The sequence below is a fragment of the Nonomuraea sp. N2-4H genome, from assembly GCF_045291505.1.
Classification (GTDB): domain Bacteria; phylum Actinomycetota; class Actinomycetes; order Streptosporangiales; family Streptosporangiaceae; genus Nonomuraea; species Nonomuraea fastidiosa.
Window position 1 is genome coordinate 6877179 of record NZ_CP147987.1, and the last position, 20357, is coordinate 6897535.

At 71.0% G+C, this 20357-nt stretch carries 17 protein-coding genes; 9 read left to right on the forward strand and 8 right to left on the reverse strand.

Going from position 1 to position 20357, the window contains the following annotated elements:
- Positions 1-117 precede the first annotated feature (117 nt).
- The 3 genes from WBK31_RS31345 (at position 118) to WBK31_RS31355 (ending at position 5857) form a co-directional block, all read left to right on the forward strand.
- A complete protein-coding gene (locus tag WBK31_RS31345; RefSeq protein WP_406673584.1) occupies positions 118-2358 on the forward strand; it encodes a protein kinase domain-containing protein in 2241 nt (746 codons plus the stop codon).
- A 32-nt stretch (positions 2359-2390) separates the two neighbouring features.
- The gene (locus tag WBK31_RS31350) at positions 2391-4439 is read left to right on the forward strand and encodes a beta-propeller domain-containing protein (protein ID WP_406673585.1); all 2049 of its coding nucleotides are present in this window, start codon (positions 2391-2393) and stop codon (positions 4437-4439) included.
- Positions 4440-4597: 158 nt separating this feature from the next.
- Positions 4598-5857, forward strand: coding sequence for a S8 family serine peptidase (locus WBK31_RS31355; RefSeq protein WP_378786140.1), 1260 nt, complete (start codon positions 4598-4600; stop codon positions 5855-5857).
- Positions 5858-5935: 78 nt separating this feature from the next.
- On the opposite strand, the gene glpD is transcribed toward WBK31_RS31355, so the two are convergent.
- The gene (gene glpD, locus WBK31_RS31360) at positions 5936-7672 is read right to left on the reverse strand and encodes a glycerol-3-phosphate dehydrogenase (RefSeq protein WP_378786138.1); all 1737 of its coding nucleotides are present in this window, start codon (positions 7670-7672) and stop codon (positions 5936-5938) included.
- 109 nt (positions 7673-7781) lie between these two features.
- Positions 7782-8552 carry a DeoR/GlpR family DNA-binding transcription regulator gene (locus tag WBK31_RS31365; protein ID WP_406673586.1) on the reverse strand — a complete coding sequence of 257 codons (771 nt, stop codon included), beginning with the start codon at positions 8550-8552 and terminating at the stop codon, positions 7782-7784.
- 128 nt (positions 8553-8680) lie between these two features.
- Here WBK31_RS31365 and WBK31_RS31370 point away from each other — a divergent pair, with 128 nt between their 5' ends.
- The 4 genes from WBK31_RS31370 to WBK31_RS31385 all read left to right on the forward strand — a co-directional run bounded on the left by WBK31_RS31370 (position 8681) and on the right by WBK31_RS31385 (position 12426).
- Positions 8681-9553: a sugar isomerase gene (locus WBK31_RS31370; RefSeq protein WP_364068536.1), complete on the forward strand. Its 873-nt coding sequence runs from the start codon at positions 8681-8683 to the stop codon at positions 9551-9553.
- A gap of 223 nt (positions 9554-9776) precedes the next feature.
- On the forward strand, positions 9777-10682 hold the full coding sequence (nagA, locus tag WBK31_RS31375) for an N-acetylglucosamine-6-phosphate deacetylase (RefSeq protein WP_378786135.1): 906 nt from the start codon (positions 9777-9779) through the stop codon (positions 10680-10682).
- Positions 10682-11587, forward strand: a complete 906-nt coding sequence (locus WBK31_RS31380; protein WP_406673587.1) for a 1-phosphofructokinase family hexose kinase — start codon at positions 10682-10684, stop codon at positions 11585-11587. Before nagA ends, WBK31_RS31380 begins: the two co-directional genes overlap by 1 nt.
- Positions 11588-11598: 11 nt before the next feature.
- Complete coding sequence (locus tag WBK31_RS31385) at positions 11599-12426, forward strand: class II fructose-bisphosphate aldolase (RefSeq protein ID WP_364068542.1); 828 nt, start codon at positions 11599-11601, stop codon at positions 12424-12426.
- A gap of 217 nt (positions 12427-12643) precedes the next feature.
- Here the strand turns inward: WBK31_RS31385 and WBK31_RS31390 are convergent, their stop codons facing one another.
- From WBK31_RS31390 to guaB, 4 genes are all read right to left on the reverse strand, one after another.
- A complete protein-coding gene (locus WBK31_RS31390; RefSeq protein WP_364068546.1) occupies positions 12644-12988 on the reverse strand; it encodes a hypothetical protein in 345 nt (114 codons plus the stop codon).
- A gap of 6 nt (positions 12989-12994) precedes the next feature.
- A complete protein-coding gene (locus WBK31_RS31395; protein WP_364068548.1) occupies positions 12995-13246 on the reverse strand; it encodes a hypothetical protein in 252 nt (83 codons plus the stop codon).
- Positions 13247-13608: 362 nt separating this feature from the next.
- Complete coding sequence (locus WBK31_RS31400) at positions 13609-14718, reverse strand: GuaB3 family IMP dehydrogenase-related protein (protein ID WP_378790174.1); 1110 nt, start codon at positions 14716-14718, stop codon at positions 13609-13611.
- Between the two features lie 16 nt (positions 14719-14734).
- Positions 14735-16216, reverse strand: a complete 1482-nt coding sequence (gene guaB / locus WBK31_RS31405) for an IMP dehydrogenase (RefSeq protein ID WP_364068552.1) — start codon at positions 16214-16216, stop codon at positions 14735-14737.
- Positions 16217-16805: 589 nt separating this feature from the next.
- Here guaB and WBK31_RS31410 point away from each other — a divergent pair.
- Together WBK31_RS31410 and WBK31_RS31415 are read left to right on the forward strand one after the other, a co-directional pair.
- Entirely contained in the window at positions 16806-17801 is a 996-nt protein-coding gene (locus WBK31_RS31410) for a helix-turn-helix domain-containing protein (RefSeq protein ID WP_364068554.1), read from the forward strand.
- Positions 17802-17840: 39 nt separating this feature from the next.
- A complete protein-coding gene (locus WBK31_RS31415) occupies positions 17841-18218 on the forward strand; it encodes a DUF5319 domain-containing protein (protein WP_043623573.1) in 378 nt (125 codons plus the stop codon).
- A gap of 109 nt (positions 18219-18327) precedes the next feature.
- On the opposite strand, the gene WBK31_RS31420 is transcribed toward WBK31_RS31415, so the two are convergent.
- Both WBK31_RS31420 and WBK31_RS31425 read right to left on the reverse strand, forming a co-directional pair.
- Positions 18328-18963, reverse strand: a complete 636-nt coding sequence (locus WBK31_RS31420) for a sigma-70 family RNA polymerase sigma factor (RefSeq protein ID WP_132334441.1) — start codon at positions 18961-18963, stop codon at positions 18328-18330.
- Between the two features lie 365 nt (positions 18964-19328).
- Complete coding sequence (locus tag WBK31_RS31425; protein WP_378786125.1) at positions 19329-19943, reverse strand: hypothetical protein; 615 nt, start codon at positions 19941-19943, stop codon at positions 19329-19331.
- Positions 19944-20357: the final 414 nt, after the last annotated feature.

Genomic DNA, 20357 nt, shown 5'->3' on the forward strand with positions numbered 1-20357 from the left:
GAGGTCCGTGCTTTCGCCAGGAACGTAGTGAATCGCGGCAATATGCCGGACAGCGGTAACTTCCCCTATTCTCGGCGGAGTCCCACGAGACGGGCGGCATGGGGCCAGAATTCTGGCATGGCTTCCTTCGCTCCGCTCCGCCCGGCAGATCCGCGCTCGCTGGGGGGCCTGCGTCTGCTCGGCAGGCTCGGCGAGGGTGGCCAGGGCGTCGTCTACCTGGGCGAGGACGCCGAGGGCGGCAAGGCGGCGGTCAAGTGGCTGCGGGCCGACCTGGCGGGCGACGAGTCGAGCGTGCAGCGCTTCCTGCGCGAGGTCGAGGTGGCCAGGCACGTGGCGCCGTTCTGCACGGCCGCCGTGCTGGGCACAGGGATCGAGCAGGATCGGCCGTACATCGTCAGCGAGTACATCGAGGGCCCCTCCCTGCATCGGGTGGTGCAGGAGCAGGGGCCGCGCACGGGGACGGCGCTGCACCGGCTGGCCGTCGGCACCGCGACCGCGCTCGCCGCGATCCATCAGGCGGGCATCGTGCACCGCGACTTCAAGCCGGCCAACGTGATCATCGGCGCCGACGGGCCCCGGGTCATCGACTTCGGCATCGCGCGGGCGCTGAACGCCACGACGATCAGCCAGTCGGTGGTGGGGACCCCGTCGTACATGGCGCCCGAGCAGTTCATGGGCCACGCGGTGGGACCGGCGGCCGACCTGTTCTCGTGGGCCGGGACGATCATTTTCGCGGCGACGGGGCAGGCGCCGTTCGGCAGCGACACGATGCCCGCGGTGATCAACCGCGTGCTCAACCGGCAGCCCGACCTCGGCCCGCTCGACGGCACGCTGCGCGAGGTCGTGGCCGCCTGCCTGGCCAAAGATCCGGCGCAGCGGCCCACGGCCGAGCAGGTGATGGTGCGGCTGCTGCGGCACCCGGCGTCCGGCTCGGGCATGCTGGCGGAGGGCGCGGCGGCGGCATCGTCCGCGCCCTTCCCCGGCCCGCCCGCCTTAGGTTCGCCCGTCTCAGGGCCGCTCCCCCAGGCGGGCCCGCGGCCCGCGGGCCTGCCCGTCACAGGCGCACCCGCCGCAAGCACGCCCCCGCACACCGGCGCGCCCGCCGCAGGACCGCCTTCCCAGCAGCACATCCCGCCGGGCCACCCCCACGCGTGGCAGCACCTCCAGCCCACGCACCCCGCCGCCAAGCCGCCGGACCGCAGGCGGGGGCAGGTGGTGGCGAGCGTCACCGCGGCGGTCGCGCTGCTGCTGGCCGCCGTCATCTTCGCGGGCGTCCAGATGTACCGGACGGCGAGCACGGCCGCGCTCCAGTCCACGACCCCGTCGGCGGACACGGAGCGGCAGCCCAGCGGCTCCGGCGAGGAGCCCACCGGGGACGCCACCGGAGACGACTCCGAGGACCAGACCGAGGACCAGGCGGAGCACCAGGCGGAGGACGTGCCCGGCGAGGGCACCAAGCGGAAGCTGCCCGGCGGCGACATCTCCCTGTACGAGAGCCCGTCCGACGCCATCGTGCTCACCTCGTACGAGGTCAAGGACGCGAAGAAGGACGACTGGATCGACTACGCCAGGGACTCGCTGCGCGGCAAGTTCACCAAGTACGCGGGCAACATGGAGTCGCTGGTCTCCCCCGACGGACGCTACCTCGCGTCGAGGGGCAGGCAGTACACCCCCGACGATCACGACTTCATCGTCATCACCGACCGCCGGACCGGGCAGCGCCACACGATCAAGACCGTCAAGAGCCCGCTGGACGGCATCATCATGCGGTGGTCGAAGGACGGCGGGACGATCCTGCTCAGCATCGCGCGGGAGGTCGGCGACGAGCTGACCTACCCGGGGTTCATGCTGGTCGACGTGGCCACCAAGCGCGTCAGGCGGGTGGACGTCAGCGACACCGCCGTCAGGAGGAACATGTTCGCCTTCGACGGCGACAACGTCGGCACGGTCAACGTCTACGGCCCCGAGGACAACCTGAACCTGCGCTTCTTCGACCCCCAAGGCCGGGTGGTGCGCTCGCAGGAGAAGATCGGCACGCTCCCCGCCGGCACGACGGAGGACATCTTCTCGCCTTCGGGCAAGGCGTACGTCACCAACTGCCCTGACGGCACGTACAACGACCACTGCATCTGGGACGCCGCCACCGGCAAGCGGCTGCACACGTTCTACTCCGACTGCGACGAGGTGCTCGGCTTCTACGACGACAAGCACCTGTACTGCTGGGAGAACGACAACGGCGCCAACGCCGAGGTGCAGGTGGTCGACTTCAAGGGCAAGCTGGTGCGCAAGCTCCTGGAGGCCCCGGAAGAGCTGGACGTCGACCCCGTCTTCACCAGGAATCCGGCGCGCGGCTCGTGAACCATCCGGCGGATCCGGCCGTGATGGGGGGCATGAACACGCTGATCCGCACGACCGTGGCGGCCGCCGCGCTGGCCGCGGTCACGGCCGCCTGCACCACGTCGCCGGGTGGAGACCAGGGCCCGCCGCCGGTGAGGACGAGCCTCGGCGCGGTGCGCCTGGTGGCGTACGACGGGTGCGACGACCTGCTGGAGGAGCTGCGCGAGCGCAGCGCGGCCAACGTCGGGCCCTACGGCTTCGGCGACGCGATGCCGATGATGGTCGGGCAGGACAGCGTGCGCAGCGAGGCCAAAGCGCGTGCGGTCACGCAGTCGCCCGAGCACTCGACGACGAACGTGCACGAGGCGGGCGTGGACGAGCCCGACCTGGTCAAGACCGACGGCGAGCGGCTCATCACCGTCACCGACGGCACCCTGCGCGTCATCGACACGGCCACCAGGAAGATCACCGCCTCGCTCCGGCTGACCGAGGGCGAGGGCGGCTCCGGCTTCCCCGCGGACCTGCTGGTGTCGGGCGACCGGGCGCTGGTGCTGATGGCCGGCGGGGACATCATGTACAAGCGGATCGCCGGGGGTCCGGTGGGCGACACCCGGTACGTGCTGGTGGACCTCGCGGGCGAGCCGAAGGTGCTGGGCACGATCAAGCCGCAGGGATCGTACGTGGACGCGCGGCTGGTCGGCTCCACCGTCCGCCTCGTCACCCGCAGCCGGCCCGACGTCGTCTTCCACGAGCGGCGCCCTGGCAGCAGCGAATCGGACTTGATCGCGGCGAACCGGGCCGTCATCGCGAACGCCCCAGCCGAGGCGTGGCTGCCCAGGATCGAGATCACCGACGCGTCCGGCAGGACCACGCAGAGCCGGGTGCCGTGCGAGCGGGTCAGCCACCCCGCCGACTACACCGGCACCTCGATGCTGACCGTGCACACGATCGACCTGGCCCAGGGCATCACGGCGGCGGGCACCGACCCGATCACGCTGGCCGCCGACGGCGACATCGTCTACGGCACCGGCCAGAGCCTGTACGTGGCCAGCAACCCGCGCTGGTGGTTCCCCGTGGTGCGACGGCTTCCGCCGCCGCCCTCGCCTCGCCCGACGGCCGTGGCCCCGGCGGAGGAGCCGACGGTGACCGACCCGCCGATCGCGCCGACCACCACAGGGAGCACGCCGGCCGCGACGGTGCCGGCCGAGACGGTGCCAGCCGAGACGGTGCCCGCGGAAACGCCCACGCCGGAGCCCACCCCCGCGCAGCCGCCCGAGGAGACGGAGGTGCACCGCTTCGACATCACGAAGCCAGGCGCGCCCGCGTACGTGGCCTCGGACAAGGTGCCCGGCCGGCTGCTCAACCAGTACGCGCTCTCCGAGCACGACGGCCACCTCCGCGTGGCCACCACGCTCAACCGGTCCGACGGCCGCGACAGCTCCAGCGCGGTCTACGTGCTCAAGGCCGACACCATGGAGAAGGTGGGCGAGGTCGGCGGCCTCGGCAAGGGCGAGCGCATCTACTCGGTGCGCTTCATCGGCCCGGTCGGCTACTGCGTGACGTTCCGCCAGGTGGACCCGCTCTACACGCTCGACCTGCGCGACCCCGCACATCCCCGGGTGACGGGCGAGCTGAAGATCACCGGGTACTCGGCGTACCTGCATCCCGCCGCCGACGGCCGGCTGATCGGCATCGGCCAGGAGGCCAGCGAGAAGGGCAGGACGCTGGGCACGCAGGTGTCGCTGTTCGACGTGAGCGACCCGGCGGCGCCGCGCCGGCTGTCGCAGTTCTTCCAGCGCGACTCGGGCTCGGGCGCGGAGTGGGACCCGCACGCGTTCCTGTACTGGCCGAAGACCGGTCTCGCGGTGGTGCCGCTGGTGCAGCCGGACAAGTCGGGCGCGCTGGTGCTCAGGATCGACGACAAGGAGGTACGGCGGCTGGGCATGATCGAGCATCCGGAGCGGCGCGGCGAGTACCCATACCGGCCGGGTATCGAACGCTCGCTGGTCATCGGCGACTCGATCTGGACAGTGTCGTATGAAGGCGTCCAGGTCAACGACATGGAGACGCTCGATTCACAAGTGTGGATCCCGCTTCGTTGAGCAACCAAAAGGTGCCGGTTCGCAAATGAACCGGCACCTTTTTTATGGACTTATCCCGACAACCGGTGAAAAATTCGCTTACACCGTCTTGTCGGACACGGCGCGCCCGTCACGAGCCACCGCCGGTCCGCCTTCACGAGAAAGGGCCCCACGCTGCCATGCGATCACGCACCCCCCTGCTCGCATCGCTGCTCAGCGCGCTCGCGTTAGCCGCGGCGCCGCTGCCCGCCTCCGCGGCAGAGCCGCCTGAGGCCGCTCAGGAAGGCACGTACATCGTCCAGCTCAACCCGTCGCTGCGCGCGCCGCGCGGCGCGGCCGAGACCCAGGTGTCGCAGCTCGGCGGCGAGCTGGTCGGCGTCTACCAGCACGCGTTCAAGGGCTACACCGCGAAGCTGAGCGCCGCCGCCGCCGAGAAGCTCAAGAAGGACCCGAGCGTGCTCAGCGTGGAGCCCGACGCCGTGGTCACCCACTTCGCCCAGACCATCCCGACCGGCGTGAGCCGGATCTTCGGCCCGGACAACCCCAACCTCGACATCGACGGCACCGACGACCGCCGCGTGGACGTGGACGTCGCCGTGGTGGACAGCGGCGTCGACCAGAGCCACCCCGACCTGAACGTGGTCGCCAGGACCAACTGCGTGATCGGCCTCTGCATCAACAACTCCGGCACCGACGACAACGGCCACGGCACCCACGTCGCCGGCACCATCGGCGCGATCGACAACGCGATCGGCCCGGTCGGCGTCGCACCCGGCGCGCGCATCCACGCGGTCAAGGTGCTCAACGCCTCCGGCTCAGGCTCGCTCGCGGGCATCGCGGCCGGCATCGACTGGGTGGTGGCGCGCAGCTCCACCATCGAGGTCATCAACCTCAGCCTCGGTTGCAGCGGCTGCTCCAGCAGCGCGATCAGCAGCGCCATCACGAACGCGGTCAACGCCGGCATCGTGGTCGTGGTGGCCGCGGGCAACAGCAGCGCCAACACCGCCTCGTTCTTCCCGGCCAACCACCCCGACGTGGTCACCGTCTCCGCGCTGACCGACAACGACGGGCAGGCCGGCGGCCAGGGCGGCAGCACGCTGTCCTGCCGCAGCGAGTCCGACCAGGACGACACCCTCGCCTTCTACTCCAACTACGGCTCCACCGTGGAGATCACCGCGCCCGGCACCTGCATCTACTCGACGTGGCCCGGCGGCGGCTACAACACGATCAGCGGCACCTCGATGGCCAGCCCGCACGTCGCGGGCGCGGCGGCCCTGCTCACCTCGGGGTCGGCCAAGCCGACCACGCGGGCAGGCTCGCTGGCCGTGCGCAGCACGCTGATCTCGACCGGCAACTCCGACTGGACCGACGACTCCGGTGACGGCGTCAAGGAGCCCCTGCTCGACGTGCACGACGCCGGCGTCTACAACCCGGCCTGAGCCGGGGCGCGCCTGACGCAGAACCACCTCGGATGAGGGCGGTCCGCGGACAACCGCAGCGCCGCGGACCGCCCTGCCCTAGGCGTTCTCCGGCGCCACCACCGGGACGATCTCCGGCGCGCCCAGCCTGATCGCGTCGGCCTCCTGGTCGGAGTCCTGCTCCTGCGAGCGCCGTTCCGCCTCCACCCGCTTGGTGTAGTACTCGACCTCGCGCTTGACCTGCTCGCCGTCCCAGCCGAGCGGCCCGGCCAGCAGCTCCGCCGCCTCGCGCGCCACCCCGACCCCGCGGTGGAAGGTCTCGATGGAGATGCGGGTACGCCGGGTCAGCACGTCGTTGAGGTGCCTGGCCCCCTCGTGGGTGGCGGCGTAGACGATCTCGGCGCGCAGGTAGTCGTCGGCCCCGTCCAGCGGGCGGCCCAGCGACGGGTCCTGCTCGACCAGCTCCAGGATGTCGTCGATGAGCGAGCCGTAGCGGTGCAGCAGGTGCTCGATCCTGGCCACGTGCAGCCCCGACTCCTGGGCGAGGCGGTGCCGGGAGTTCCACAGCGCCTGGAAGCCCTCGGCGCCGACCAGCGGGATGCGGTCGGTGCACGATTGCGGCACCCGGTAGTCGAGGCCGTGCGCCACCGCGTCCACCGCGTCGCGCGCCATCACCCGGTACGTCGTGTACTTGCCCCCGGCCACCATCACCAGGCCGGGCACGGGGTGGGCGACCACGTGCTCCCTGGACAGCTTGGACGTCTCGTCGGACTCGCCCGACAGCAGCGGCCGCAGCCCCGCGTAGACGCCCTCGACGTCGTCGCGGGTCAGCGGCACCGACAGGATCGCGTTGACGTGGTCGAGCAGGTAGTCGATGTCGGCGCGGGAGGCGGCCGGATGGCTCCTGTCGAGCGTCCATTCCGTGTCGGTGGTGCCGATGATCCAGTGGCGGCCCCACGGGATGACGAACAGCACCGACTTCTCCGTACGCAGGATGATGCCGGTCAGCGACTGGATGCGGTCGCGCGGCACGACCAGGTGGATGCCCTTGGAGGCGCGTACGTGGATCTGCCCCCTGCCGCCCACCAGCTCCTGGATGTCGTCGGTCCACACGCCGGTCGCGTTGACCACCTGCCTGGCGCGTACGTCGAACTCGTCGCCGCTCTCCAGGTCGCGCACCCGCACGCCGGTGACCCGCTCGCCCTCGCGCAGGAATCCGACGACCTGGGTCCGCTGCGCGATGTGCGCGCCGTAGGTGGCGGCGGTGCGCAGCGTGGTCACGACGTAGCGGGCGTCGTCCACCTGGGCGTCCCAGTACTGGATGGCGCCGGTGAATGCGCTCTTCTTCAGCGAGGGGGCAAGGCGCAGCGCCCGCTTCCTCGACAGGTGCCGGTGCCCCGGCACGCCGCGGGTCAGGCCGGTCGCGAAGCCGAGCGTGTCGTACAGCATGACGCCGGCGCCCACGTACGGGCGCTCCCACCCGAAGTGGGTCAGCGGGAACAGGAACGGCACGGGCCTGACCAGGTGGGGCGCGATGCGCTGGAGCAGCAGGGCGCGTTCCTGCAGCGCCTCGCGTACCAGGTCGAAGTTGAGCTGCTCCAGGTAGCGCAGGCCACCGTGGATGAGCTTGGACGAACGTGACGACGTGCCGGAGGCGAAGTCCCGCGCCTCCACGAGCCCCACGTCAAGGCCCCTGGTCACCGCGTCGAGCGCGATGCCGGCACCCACGACGCCGCCGCCTACCACGACGACGTCGAGTTCCTGGGCCCTCATGCGCTCCAGCGCCTCGGCCCGTTCGGCGGGCCCGAGACGGGCCGCGCACTTTCCCGACGCCATATTTCCCCCTGAAACGGCTTTGTCGCTGTTCCTGGTACCTACCCGCACAGCGTCCGACCTGTAACGCTTTATGCCGGGAGCCGCGCTCAGGCCCGAGGGGAGGCCGCTTTCAGGCGCGTACGACCTTCACGCCCGCCTCGGTGAGCCGGGCGGCGAGATCGTCACTGAGCCGGGCGTCGGTGACGAGGGTGTCGATCCGCTCGATGGGGCAGATCCGGGAGAACGCCCGCCTGCCGATCTTGGAGGAGTCGGCCACCACCACGACCTGGGCGGCCCGGCTGATCAGCAGGTTGTTGGCGCTGGCCTCGCCCTCGTGGTGCGCGGACGCGCCGAGCCCGACGTCGAGCGCGTCCACGCCGAGGAAGGCGACGTCGAGCGTCACCTGCTCCAGCACGCCGGTGGAGAGCGGGCCGATCAGCTCGTACGACTGCGGCCGCGCCACCCCGCCGGTCACCACGATCTTGACGTGCTTGCGGACGGTGAGCTCGGAGGCGATGTTGAGCGCGTTCGTGACGATCGTGAAGCCGCTCTCCAGCGCGGGCAGCGTGGCGAGCGTGCGGGCCAGCTCGGAGGTGGTGGTGCCGCCGTTCAGCCCGACGACCGCCCCGGGCGAGACCAGCTCGGCCGCCGCCGCGGCGATGCGGTGCTTCTCGTCGGCGTGCCGCGCGGTCTTGTAGCGCAGCGGCAGGTCGTAGCTGACGCTCTGCGACACCGCGCCGCCGCGCGTGCGCATGAGCATCTGCTGCTGGGCGAGCTGGTCGAAGTCCCGCCTGATCGTGGCGGTGGAGACGTCCAGCGCCTGCGCGGCCTCCTCCACCGACAGCCTGCCCTCCTGCGCCAGCAGTTCGAGGATGGCGTTCCAGCGGTCGTAGCGGGACACGTCGGCCTCCTAAGGGGATGAGGTCAGGAGCAAGCGTGGCACAACCTGGGACCCCAGAGCCACCGATGTTCATTTTTGCCGTTTTCTGCTATAAAAAACGCAGAAACAATCAAGCTTGGAGGTAAGTGGTGACCACCCACACCGAAGCCGAGATCGCGTCCCAGCCGTCGTGCTGGCGGCGCGCCGTGGCGAACGTCCCCGCCGACGCGCTCCCCGCCCGGGGTGAGCGGGTCGCCGTGGTCGGCTGCGGTACGTCGTGGTTCATCGCGATGGCGTACGCGGCGCTGCGCGAGCGGGCCGGGCACGGCGAGACCGACGCGTTCGCCGCCTCCGAGTTCCCCGCGGGCCGCCGCTACGACCGGGTGCTCGCGCTGACCCGTTCCGGCACCACGACCGAGGTGCTCGACCTGCTCGGCAGGATCGACACCAGGACCACGGCCGTCACCGCCGACCCCAACACGCCGATCAAGGACGCCGCGCAGGACCTGATCGTGCTCGACTACGCCGACGAGAAGTCCGTCGTGCAGACCAGGTTCGCCACCACCCAGCTCGCCATGCTCCGCGCGAGCCTCGGCGAGGACCTCACCCAGGCCATCGCCGACGCCGAGCGGGCCGTCGCCGAGCCGCTGCCCGACCAGTTGGTGAACGCCGAGCAGTTCAGCTTCCTCGGCACCGGCTGGTCGGTCGGCCTCGCCCAGGAGGCGGCGCTGAAGATGCGCGAGGCGTCCAGGTCGTGGACGGAGGCGTACCCGGCGATGGAGTACCGTCACGGCCCGATCAGCATCGCGGGCCCCGGACGGGTGACGTGGATGCTCGGCACCGCGCCCGAGGGCCTGCGCGCCCAGGTCGAGGCGACCGGCGGCACGTTCATCGAGGGCGCGCTCGACCCGATGGCCGAGCTGATCCGCGTCCAGCGGGTCGCCGTGGCCCGTGCCTTCGCGCGCGGGCTCGACCCCGACGAGCCCATGCACCTCACGCGATCTGTGATCCTTTCTTCATGAGCCTTACTCTTGCCGACGCCAGGATCGTGACGCCCGAGGGAGTTCACGAGGGGTGGCTGACCATCGAAGACGGCCGCATCACGCATGTCGGCCACGGCGCCGCCCCCGGACCCGGCCTGCGGTTGGGCGGGCGCCACGTGGTCCCAGGGTTCGTGGACGTGCACAACCACGGGGGCGCGGGGGCTCGTTCCCCACCGGTGAGCAGGACAAGGCGCGCGACGCCGTGGCGCTGCACCGCCGCCACGGCACCACCACGACTGTGGCCAGCCTCGTCACCGACACCGTCGAGGGCCTGACCAGAGCGGCCGCCGCGCTGGCCGAGCTGTGCGATGAGGGCCTGCTGGCCGGTGTGCACTTCGAGGGCCCGTACATCGCCAAGGCCCGCTGCGGCGCCCACGACCCCACGCTGCTGCGCGAGCCCTCACCGCAGGAGTTCGCCGGGCTGGTCAAGGCCGCGCGCGGGCACGCCCGCATGGTGACGATCGCGCCCGAGCTGCCCGGCGCGCTCGACACGATCAGGATGGCCGCGGACGAAGGCGTCATCGCCGCCATCGGACACAGCGACGCCGACTACGAGCAGACCATCGCCGGCATCGACGCGGGCGCCACCGTGGCCACCCACCTCTACAACGCGATGCCACCGCTCGGCCACCGCGCACCCGGCCCGGTGGCGGCGCTGCTCGACGACGAGCGGGTGACGGTCGAGCTGATCAACGACGGGGTCCACGTCCACGCGGCCATGCTGCGGCTGGCGTACGAGGTGGCCGGGCCGGGCCGCACGATGCTCGTCACCGACGCCATGTCCGCCACCGGGCTCGGCGACGGCGACTACGTGCTCGGCCCGATGCAGGTCCACGTGCGCGACGGCGTGGCCAGGCTGGCCGAGGGCGGCTCCATCGCGGGCTCCACGCTCACCATGGACGTCGCCTTCCGCCGCGCGGTCCAGGAGCTCGGCATGTCGCTGCCGGACGCCGTACAGGTGACCTCGCTGACCCCCGCCCGCGTGCTCGGCCTGGCCGACCGCATCGGCTCGATCGCCGTCGGCAAGGCCGCCGACCTGGTCGTGCTCTCCGACTCCCTGCAGGTCGACGGCGTGCTGAAAGACGGCGTCTGGATCATGGAGCCCTGATGATCGTCACGGTGACCCTCAACCTCGCCCTCGACACCACCTACCGGGTGCCCGGCGCCGACTGGGACGGCGTCAACCGCGTGGCCGGCGTGCACCGGCGGGCCGGGGGCAAGGGCGTGAACGTCGCCAGGGTGCTGCGCGCGCTCGGCCGCGACGTGCTGGTCACCGGCCTGGCCGGTGGTCCGACCGGCCAGGCGATCGAAGCCGACCTGCGGGCCGCCGGCATCCCCCACGACCTGTACGCGGTCGCCGCCGACTCCCGCACCACGCTCGCCGTCACCGACCCCGACGCGGGCCGCACGGCGCTGTTCAACGAGCCGGGGCCCGAGGTGAGCGCCGCCGAGCTGGCCGGGTTCACCCGCTACTACGAGTCCCTGCTGGCCGGGGCCGACGCGGTCGTGCTCTCCGGCAGCCTGCCGCGCGGCGTGCCGTCCGACGCCTACGCCACGCTCGCCGCCGTCGCCGCCTCCCTGGGCGTGCCCGCCATCGTGGACGCCGACGGCGAGCCACTGCGCCACGCGCCCAAGGGGCGGCCGTCCATCCTGAAACCCAACGCCGAGGAGCTGGCCAGGGCCGTGCCCGGCAGCCCAGCAGAGGGCGCGGAGGCCCTGCGCGGGCAGGGGGCCGAGGCGGTGGTCGTGTCCATGGGCGCGGGCGGGCTGCTGGCCGTCACCGGCGAGGGCACCTTCCGCGCGCGCATGCCGTACGCCGTGCACGGCAACCCCACAGGAGCGGGCGACTCGCTCGTCGCCGGTCTCGCCCTCGGCCTCGTCGAACGCGAGCCCTGGCCGGAACGCCTGCGCCGCGCCGCCGCGCTCGGCGCCGCCGCCGTCGCCACGCCCGTCGCCGGCGAGTTCGACCCCGACGTGTACGCCGACATCCACCCGCAGATCACCATCAGCTGAAGGAGCCCGCCATGCCCCTCGCCCCCATCGGCGACATCGTGACCCGGTCACCCGCAGGGGTGGGCGCGTTCAACGTCATCCAGCTCGAACACGCCACCGCCATCGTCGCCGGTGCCGAGGCGCTCGGCCTGCCCGTCGTGCTGCAGATCAGCGAGAACTGCGTGCGCTACCACGGCGCGCTCGAACCCATCGCGCTGGCCGCGCTCGCCGTCGCCCGCCGCGCCGAGGTGCCGGTCGCCGTGCATCTCGACCACGCCACCGACCGGGCGCTCGTCGAAGAGGCCGTCGGCCTCGGCCTCGGCTCGGTCATGTACGACGCCTCCGCCCTGCCCGACGAGGAGAACGTCGCGAGCACCGCCGAGGTCGCCGCCTGGTGCCACGAGCGCGGCGTGTGGGTGGAGGCCGAGCTGGGCGAGGTCGGGGGCAAGGACGGCGTGCACGCGCCCGGCGCGCGCACCAAGCCGCACGAGGCCGCCGACTACGTGGCGCGGACCGGCGTCGACGCGCTGGCCGTGGCCGTCGGCACCTCCCACGCCATGACCACCAAGGACGCGGTGCTCGACCTCGACCTCATCGCCGAGCTACGGGCCGCCGTGCCGGTGCCGCTGGTGCTGCACGGCTCCTCGGGGGTGCCTGATGACGTGCTGCGCGAGGCCGTACGGCGGGGCATGAAGAAGATCAACATCGCCACACACCTGAACAAGGCGTTCACCGGGGCCGTCCGCGACTACCTGGCCCACGATGAGCGGGTGGTGGACTCGCGCAAGTACCTCAAGGCGGGCCGCGACGCGGTCGCCCGCGAGGTCACCCACCTGCTCGGCGTCCTCAACCCGTCGTAGACGGGGGTCATTGCGGGTCGCGCGCCGCGATGCCCGCCGCGATGCCCGCCACGATGCCCGCCACGATGTCCGCCAAGATGTCGATCTCGCCGTCCACCCACATCGACACGTGCTCGGCCATCTCGGCCACCTCGTACGCCAGGTCGCTGCGGCCTGAGTCCTCGAAGTCGACGATGCGGACGCTCGTGCCGTCCAGAGGAAGTTGGCGAGGTCGCCGTCACCCGTGCTGAACGCGGGCGTGACGCCCTGCTCGCCGGGCGTCCGGCTCTCCAGCCAGCGCAGGCCCTCCTTGACGGCCAGGTCCGCCTGAGCGCCCCTGGGCCGCCACTCGGCGCACCTGCGCCCCACCCATGCCGCGCAGCGGCACCCCGTCCAGCCGCGACATCGTCACCACGCCGTCCTCGTACGCGATCGGCTCGGGGGCGAGGCCGGGGGTGTGCTCGGCGAGGACGGTCAGCGCCCGCCACTCCCGCTCGGCCGCGCCGGGCTTGGGCTCGACGTAGCGCTTGACGACCCGGCCGCCCTCGTACGTCAGTGCGTGGGTGTGGGTGAGGTCGGCCATCCGCGCTCAGCGTTCGATCGCGTCCTGGCGGCGCTGCATCGCCTCCACCGCCTTCTTGGCGTTCACCAGCGAGGCCCCGGTCTCCTTACGGTAGATCGCGATGGCCTTGACCAGCTTGCCGTCGCGCACCGCCGCATGAAACTCCGGCGACAGCCGCAGCTCACCGCTGTCGTCGAGCCGGATGCCGAGGTACTGCTGGAGCGAGGCCACCTGCTGTTCGAGCCGCTTGACCCTGTCTTCGAGTGATTCCGAATCCATGGACAGGCACTCTATCGGCGCCCCCCTTCCACGCACACGGGCATCAGCCCCCAAACCCCGGCATATCCACCCTTGGCCCCAGCATCGCACCAAGCCCAACACCACTCCGGGAAGGCGACGCGCCGCAAACCACGGCACCCAGCGAAAGCGGCAGCTCGAACGCACGCACCGCAGACAGCGCCCCTCCCCACCACCCCCACACGACCAGGAGTGACAACGGCCAGACCGCGAACCACGGCGCACAGCAAAGACGCCGGCCGAAAGAGAAGCACCGCAGGCGGTGGGCCTGCGGTGCCAGAGAAGCGGAAGGTGCCGGAACCAGCGCGAAGCGCCGAACCCCCGGCGCCTCGCGCTCGACGTACTCAGCGCTGGATGGGCGCCACGACGACCTCGACCCGCTGGAACTCCTTGATGTCGGAGTAGCCGGTGGAGGCCATGGTGCGCTTCAGCGCGCCCATGAGGTTCATCGACCCGTCGGCCACGCTGGACGGCCCGTGCAGGATCTGCTCCAGCGTGCCGACCGTGCCGAAGTGGACGCGGCGGCCGCGCGGCAGGTCGGGGTGGTGCGCCTCGGAGCCCCAGTGGAAGCCGTGGCCGGGGGCCTCGACGGCGCGCGCCAGCGGCGAGCCCACCATGACGGCGTCGGCCCCGCAGGCGATGGCCTTGGCGATGTCGCCGGAGGTGCCCATGCCGCCGTCGGCGATCACGTGGACGTAGCGGCCGCCGGACTCGTCCAGGTAGTCGCGCCGAGCCGCCGCCACGTCGGAGATCGCGGTCGCCATCGGCACGGCCACGCCCAGGACGTTGCGGGTGGTGTGGGAGGCGCCGCCGCCGAAGCCGACGAGCACGCCGGCCGCACCGGTGCGCATCAGGTGCAGCGCGGCGGTGTAGGTCGCGCAGCCGCCCACGATGACCGGCACGTCGAGCTCGTAGATGAACTGCTTGAGGTTGAGCGGCTCGGCCCGCCCCGAGACGTGCTCGGCCGAGACCGTGGTGCCGCGGATGACGAAGATGTCGACGCCCGCGTCGATGACGGCCTTGTGGTACTGCACGGTGCGCTGCGGCGACAGGCGTACGGCCGTGGTCACCCCGGACGCGCGGATCTCCTCGATCCTGCGGCCGATCAGCTCCTCCTGGATGGGCGCGGCGTAGATCTCCTGGAGCCGCTTGGTGGCCGCCTGCTGGTCGAGGGCGGCGCACTCCTCAAGCAGCGGCAGCGGGTCCTCGTAGCGCGTCCAGAGCCCTTCGAGGTCGAGCGGGGCGAGCCCGCCGAGCCGGCCGATCTCGATGGCGGTGGCCGGCGAGACCACGCTGTCCATGGGAGCGACGACCACGGGCAGCTCGAACCGGTAGGCGTCGATCTGCCAGGCGATCGACACCTCCTCCGGGTCGCGGGTGCGCCGCGAGGGCACCAAACCGATCTCGTCGAGCGAGTACGCCCTCCGCCCGGTCTTCCCCCGGCCGATCTCCACCTGCTGAGTCATGAACTTACCTTCTGTGATAGTTCGGAGCTTCCACGGTCATCTGGATGTCGTGGGGGTGGCTCTCCTTGAGGCCCGCCGCGGTGATCGGCATGAGCTCGCAGTCGGTGTGCATCTGCTCGATGGTGCGGCAGCCCGCGTACCACATGCCCTGGCGCAGACCGCCGACGAGCTGGTGGGCGACGGCGGCGACCGGCCCGCGGTAGGGGACCTGACCCTCGATGCCCTCGGGGATGTACTTGTCCTCGCCGCCGACGTCCGCCTGCGCGTAGCGGTCCTTGCTGAAGGAGGTGCCGCCGCGCTCGCGGTTGCGTACGGCGCCGAGCGACCCCATGCCACGGTACGACTTGAACTGCTTGCCGTTGATGAAGATCAGCTCACCGGGCGATTCCTCGCAGCCGGCGAGGAGCGAGCCCAGCATGACGGTGTCGGCGCCGGCGGCGATGGCCTTGGCGATGTCGCCGGAGTACTGCAGGCCGCCGTCACCGATGACCGGCACCCCGGCGGGCGCGCACGCCTTGGACGCTTCGTAGATGGCCGTGATCTGCGGCGCGCCGACTCCGGCGACGACGCGGGTGGTGCAGATGGAGCCGGGGCCCACGCCGACCTTGACGGCGTCGGCGCCCGCGTCGACCAGCATCTGCGCGCCGGCCCTGGTGGCGACGTTTCCGCCGATGACGTCGACGCTGCTGTTGGCCTTGATCTTGGCGATCATGTCGGCCAGGCCCTTGGAGTGGCCGTGCGCCACGTCGACGACGATCACGTCGACGCCGGCCTCGATCAGCGCCTTGGCCCGCACCTCGGCGTCACCGCCGACGCCCACCGCGGCGCCGACCAGCAGCCGGCCGTCGGCGTCTTTGGTGGACAGCGGGTACTGCTCGCTCTTGGTGAAGTCTTTGACCGTGATCAGGCCGCGCAGCCGGCCGTCGGGATCGACCAGCGGCAGCTTCTCGACCTTGTTGCGTCGCAGCAGCGCGAACGCCTCGTCGCGCGAGACCCCGACCGGCGCGGTGACCAGCGGCATCTTCGTCATGACCTCGCGGACGGGCCGCGTCTGGTCGGTCTCGAAGCGCATGTCGCGGTTGGTCACGATGCCGACGAGCGTGCCCGACTCGTCGGTGACGGGCACGCCGGAGATCCGGTACGTCGCGCACAGCCGCTCGACGTCGGCGAGCGTGTCGTCGGGGCTGCACGTCACCGGGTTGGTGACCATGCCGGCCTCTGACCGCTTCACCAGGTCGACCTGCTGGGCCTGCTCGTCGACCGACAGGTTGCGGTGCAGGATGCCGATGCCGCCCTGCCGGGCCATCGCGACCGCCATGCGGGCCTCGGTCACGGTGTCCATGGCCGCCGAGATCAGCGGGATCCGCAGCGTGATGTTGCGCGACAGGCGGGCCGTGGTGTCGGCCTCGCCCGGCTGGAGATCTGAATATGCGGGCACCAACAGCACGTCATCGAAGGTCAGACCCATCTCGGTGAACTTGGACATGCCGCGGCCCCTCCCTGCCTCGCACGCGTGATTGAGCTAAGTCTAGGGCCTGCCTCCAAACGCATTGATGCAGGGAGGCGGCCTGCCCGCTTCGTACGAGGACGCCCCGGCACAGGAGGGACGGGCAGGAGGACGTGGAGCGCGCACGGACAGGTGCCGAGGCTTCCGGGGACCTGGTACTGGGGCTTGCGGGACCTGAACGCACGGATGCCGGGAGGACGAAAGCCCCCACGGCCTTCGTACTCCCGGCATCGGAAAGCGCCCGGGGACGGGACGGTCGGTGATCCGTCCCGCCTCCGGGCCATCGGCATCCGGGCAGGCGGCGCTCCGCACCACCGAACCCCCCTCCGCGTCCTGATGGCCGGCGCCGCCGCGCCCATCGCTGAATGCCGACGCTAGGTAAAGCGTGCGTTACAGAGCGGCGTTTAGCAATGTGCAAACGTGCAACTGCACGAAGCTGCAACTCCGCCGCATCGAGCCGGATCGAGTACGCGAAACGGCGGGACAGGCGTGGATGGCGGAGTTATCCTCGCGGCACGCCCGTGTCCCCCCTACGGAGCCGCCCATAATGCCCGACGAGTCTCCCACTGTGTCCGATCCCTTCGAGACGCTGGGTCTCGACTCGGCCCAGACCGCCCTTTACACCGCGGTGCTGCGCCTGCACAGGGCGACCCGATCGGACCTCGCCCAGGCGATGGACGGCCCGATCGAGAAGGTCGGCCGCCAGCTCGACGACCTGGTGAAGATGGGCGTCATCGACGAGCGTTCCGGCCAGTACCTGGCCAGACATCCCGCGGCCGCGCTCGGCAGGGTCATCGCCGAGCGCCTCGACCGGCTCGCCGAGGAGAGCCGCAGGATCGACTCCGCGCTCGGCTCGATCCGCAGCCTGATCCGGGATTACGACGCCGGGCGCGACCTGCGCAACGGCCCTTTCACGGTCGAGATGGCGAGCGGTTCGGACATCCTGTACGAAAGCGTCAGCGGCATCGCGGTGCAGTCACCCGCCCCGCCGATGCCATTACTGACCGCGATTCCCGACGAGCGCACCATGACCGATTTTGCGCGTAAATTCGCGGATCCTTGGATTGACGCGCAGAAACGAAACCTTCTTACCGTACGTGCCATCATTCCGGTGTCCACGCTCGCCATCCCCGAGGTGCGCGACCAGATCTCCAACGTCATCGAGGCGGGCGGCCAGGCGCGCACGCTCGACCGGGTGCCGAGCTGGTTCATGACCGTGGGCTCCGAGATGGCCGGGCTGCCCGCGTACTGGGGTGGCAACCTCCCCGACCACGCCTACACCTTCTATCTCGTACGTACCTCCGTCGTCGTGGGCGTGCTGAGCACGCTGTTCGAGGAGCTGTGGGCCCGCGCTCAGCCGCTGCCGTGGGCACCCAGGACCGACGGCGTCATGCAGGTCCTGCGCCTGGCGGCCCAGGGCCTGTGCGACGACTCCATCGCCCGCCGGCTCGGCGTCTCCGTCAGGACCGTACGCGCCCGATGGTCCGACGCCATGACCGAGCTGGGCGCCCAATCCCGCTTCCACGCAGGTGTGGAGGCCGCCAGGCGCGGATGGCTGAGCTAATACTCACCGCGCGGGCCGCATCGGTCATATGGTGGGAAGGTGCTGGAAGACGTTCCCCGCGATCCGTTCGCGGACGATCCGAACGACCCATCGGCAGCGATGGGCGCACTCGACGATGCCGAGCCGCTCACGGCCGCCGAACGCGACGAGGCCATCACCGACCTCGCCGACGTCGAGGTCTTCCGTTCCCTGCTCGAACCGCAGGGGGTGCTGGGGCTCGTACTCGACTGCCCGGAGTGCGGCGAGCAGCACTTCTTCGACTGGGAGCTGCTGCGCGGCAACCTGAAGCAAATGATCGAAAAAGGCCAGCCGCAGGTGCACGAGCCGGCCTTCCATCCCGACCCCGCCGACTACGTCAGCTGGGACTACGCCCGAGGCTACGTCGACGGTGTCATCGACACGGAGGAGCGCCGCTGAGCCACGTCATCCCGTAGCGCGGCCAGCAGCCGCACCGCGGGATCACACGGATCGGGCATCTCTCCGCGACCGAGCGCGTCGAGCAGCGCGTCGGTCTCGTCCTCTGGGGTCAAGCCGACTCCAGCTCGGCCATCTGCCGCAGCCTGGCCAGCGCTCGATGCTGGGCGACGCGTACCGCACCCGGTGACATGCCGAGTACATTACCGGTCTCCTCGGCCGAGAGTCCCGACACCACTCGCAGCAGCAGCAACTCCCGCTGGTTCTCGGGCAGCCGGGCGAGCAGGCGCCTGGCGTGCTCCACTTCGATGTAGCGGACCACCGTCTCCTCGGGCCCCGGACCGTCATCAGGGCCGTCGGGCAGATCCTGTGTCGGCACGGCCGACCGTACCGAGCTGCGGAGCGCATCTGCCACCTTGTGCGAGGCGATCCCGAACACGAACGACGCGAACGGCCGCCCCATGTCGCGGTATCGCGGCAGCGCGGACAACACGGCGATGCACACCTCTTGGGCGACGTCATCGGCAATGTGATATTGCCCTGAAACCCTGCCCAGCCTGGCGCGGCAATACCGCACCACCATCGGACGCAACTCGCCGAGCAGGGATTCGATCGCGCTGCGATCCCCCTGTACGGCGAGGCTCGTCAGTTCCCTAAGGTCGGAGTCATCCGTCCGTGCCGGAAGTCTCGACGCGAGCCTTACCCCAATTTTGGCGTCGGCGACGCTTCCCTCGCTCACGATAGGCATGATGCCCGTACTGATCCGGCCTGTCGTCATGGCGAATGGCTACGGATTGGTCACATTGAAGCGACGATAACGAGCAGTAATCGGATGGCCACACTAAGCCTTTATGCTGGCATAATATTTCACCTGATTACCCGGAATGCAAGACATTTGTCATAGCCCCCGACGCTTATCACCTGCTCTTGGTTTACGACCAATAATCCACCTTTCCGCCCATTTTCCCCCATCACCCGATAAGCCCCCACAGCTCCGACCCCCGCCAGCCCTGGCCTATCACCACAGCCCCGCACCCGACCCCACCGCCCGCCGAGCGCAAGCAGCGCGTGGGCCCTGCCGGGGCCCGCATGAGCGCCCCGCTCCCCCACGGCTCAGTCGCGGCGTGGGCCGTGGCGTGCGTCCAGCAGCTCCAGATAGCCCTGGACGGCCTCCCACAGGTGATGCTCGGGATAGCGGCCCACTCCCCTGTGCGCACGTCGCCAACGGCGGTCCCAGTACGCCTCGTGCACCGCCCTCAGGTGCTCCAGCGCCGTACGCAACTCCGCCTCGATGTCGGCCACCCCGCCGCCCGCGGCACCGCTCGCCGAGGCCGCCGCACGTACCTCGCCGAACCTCCGCTCCGCCAGCGCCGCGAGCACACCCTCCTCGACTCCGTCCAGCGACCAGAAGCGCACCGGTTCCCGGATGTGATGGTTGGCCACCGGATCCTCGCGGGACCGCCAGACGTAGGCCACCCCGCCCTTGTCCAGCTCCAGGAAGTCCACCAGCCAGGCGGTCCCCGGCGGCTGCGTGCCCCACGCCACCTCCTCGCCGGGCAGGTTCAGCACGAACGCCACCTCAAGGCACTCGACGGGATCGGCCCCGTCCAGCAGGTCGCCGAACACGTACGCAGCGCGCAGGAACGGCTCGTCCGCCCGCACCTTCCGGGTCTGCTCGCACGCCCGCGCCAGCCTGCGCAACCGCTCCACCGCCCGCTCGTACAACACGCCCCGCCACCTCCTCGCGTCGACGACCCGCACACGAACCGACCGCACACCGCCGGAACCGCCGCCCAGCGTACGTGCTCGCCTCCGCCCCCCTCACCCCAGCCCGGCGGCCCGCTCCTGAGAACACGCCCCCCGAAAGCCACACCCCGAGGCACTGCCGCCGGACCGCAGGACGCCGCCGCAGACCGCAGGGTCGGCCCGCCCCACAGACCGCGGAAACAGCACGCCGCAGACCGCAATGCCGACACGCCGCAGACCGCAAGCCGCAATGCCAGCGCGCCGCAGGCCGCGGCCTCAGCTCGTCGCCGAGCCGAGCGGAGCCCGGCCGAGCGCCGCGCGGAGCCGCCGCCTCGCCCTCCGCGCACAGCAGGACCTGCGGCATCCCGCTATAGGGGCGATTCCGCAGAGGGGCAC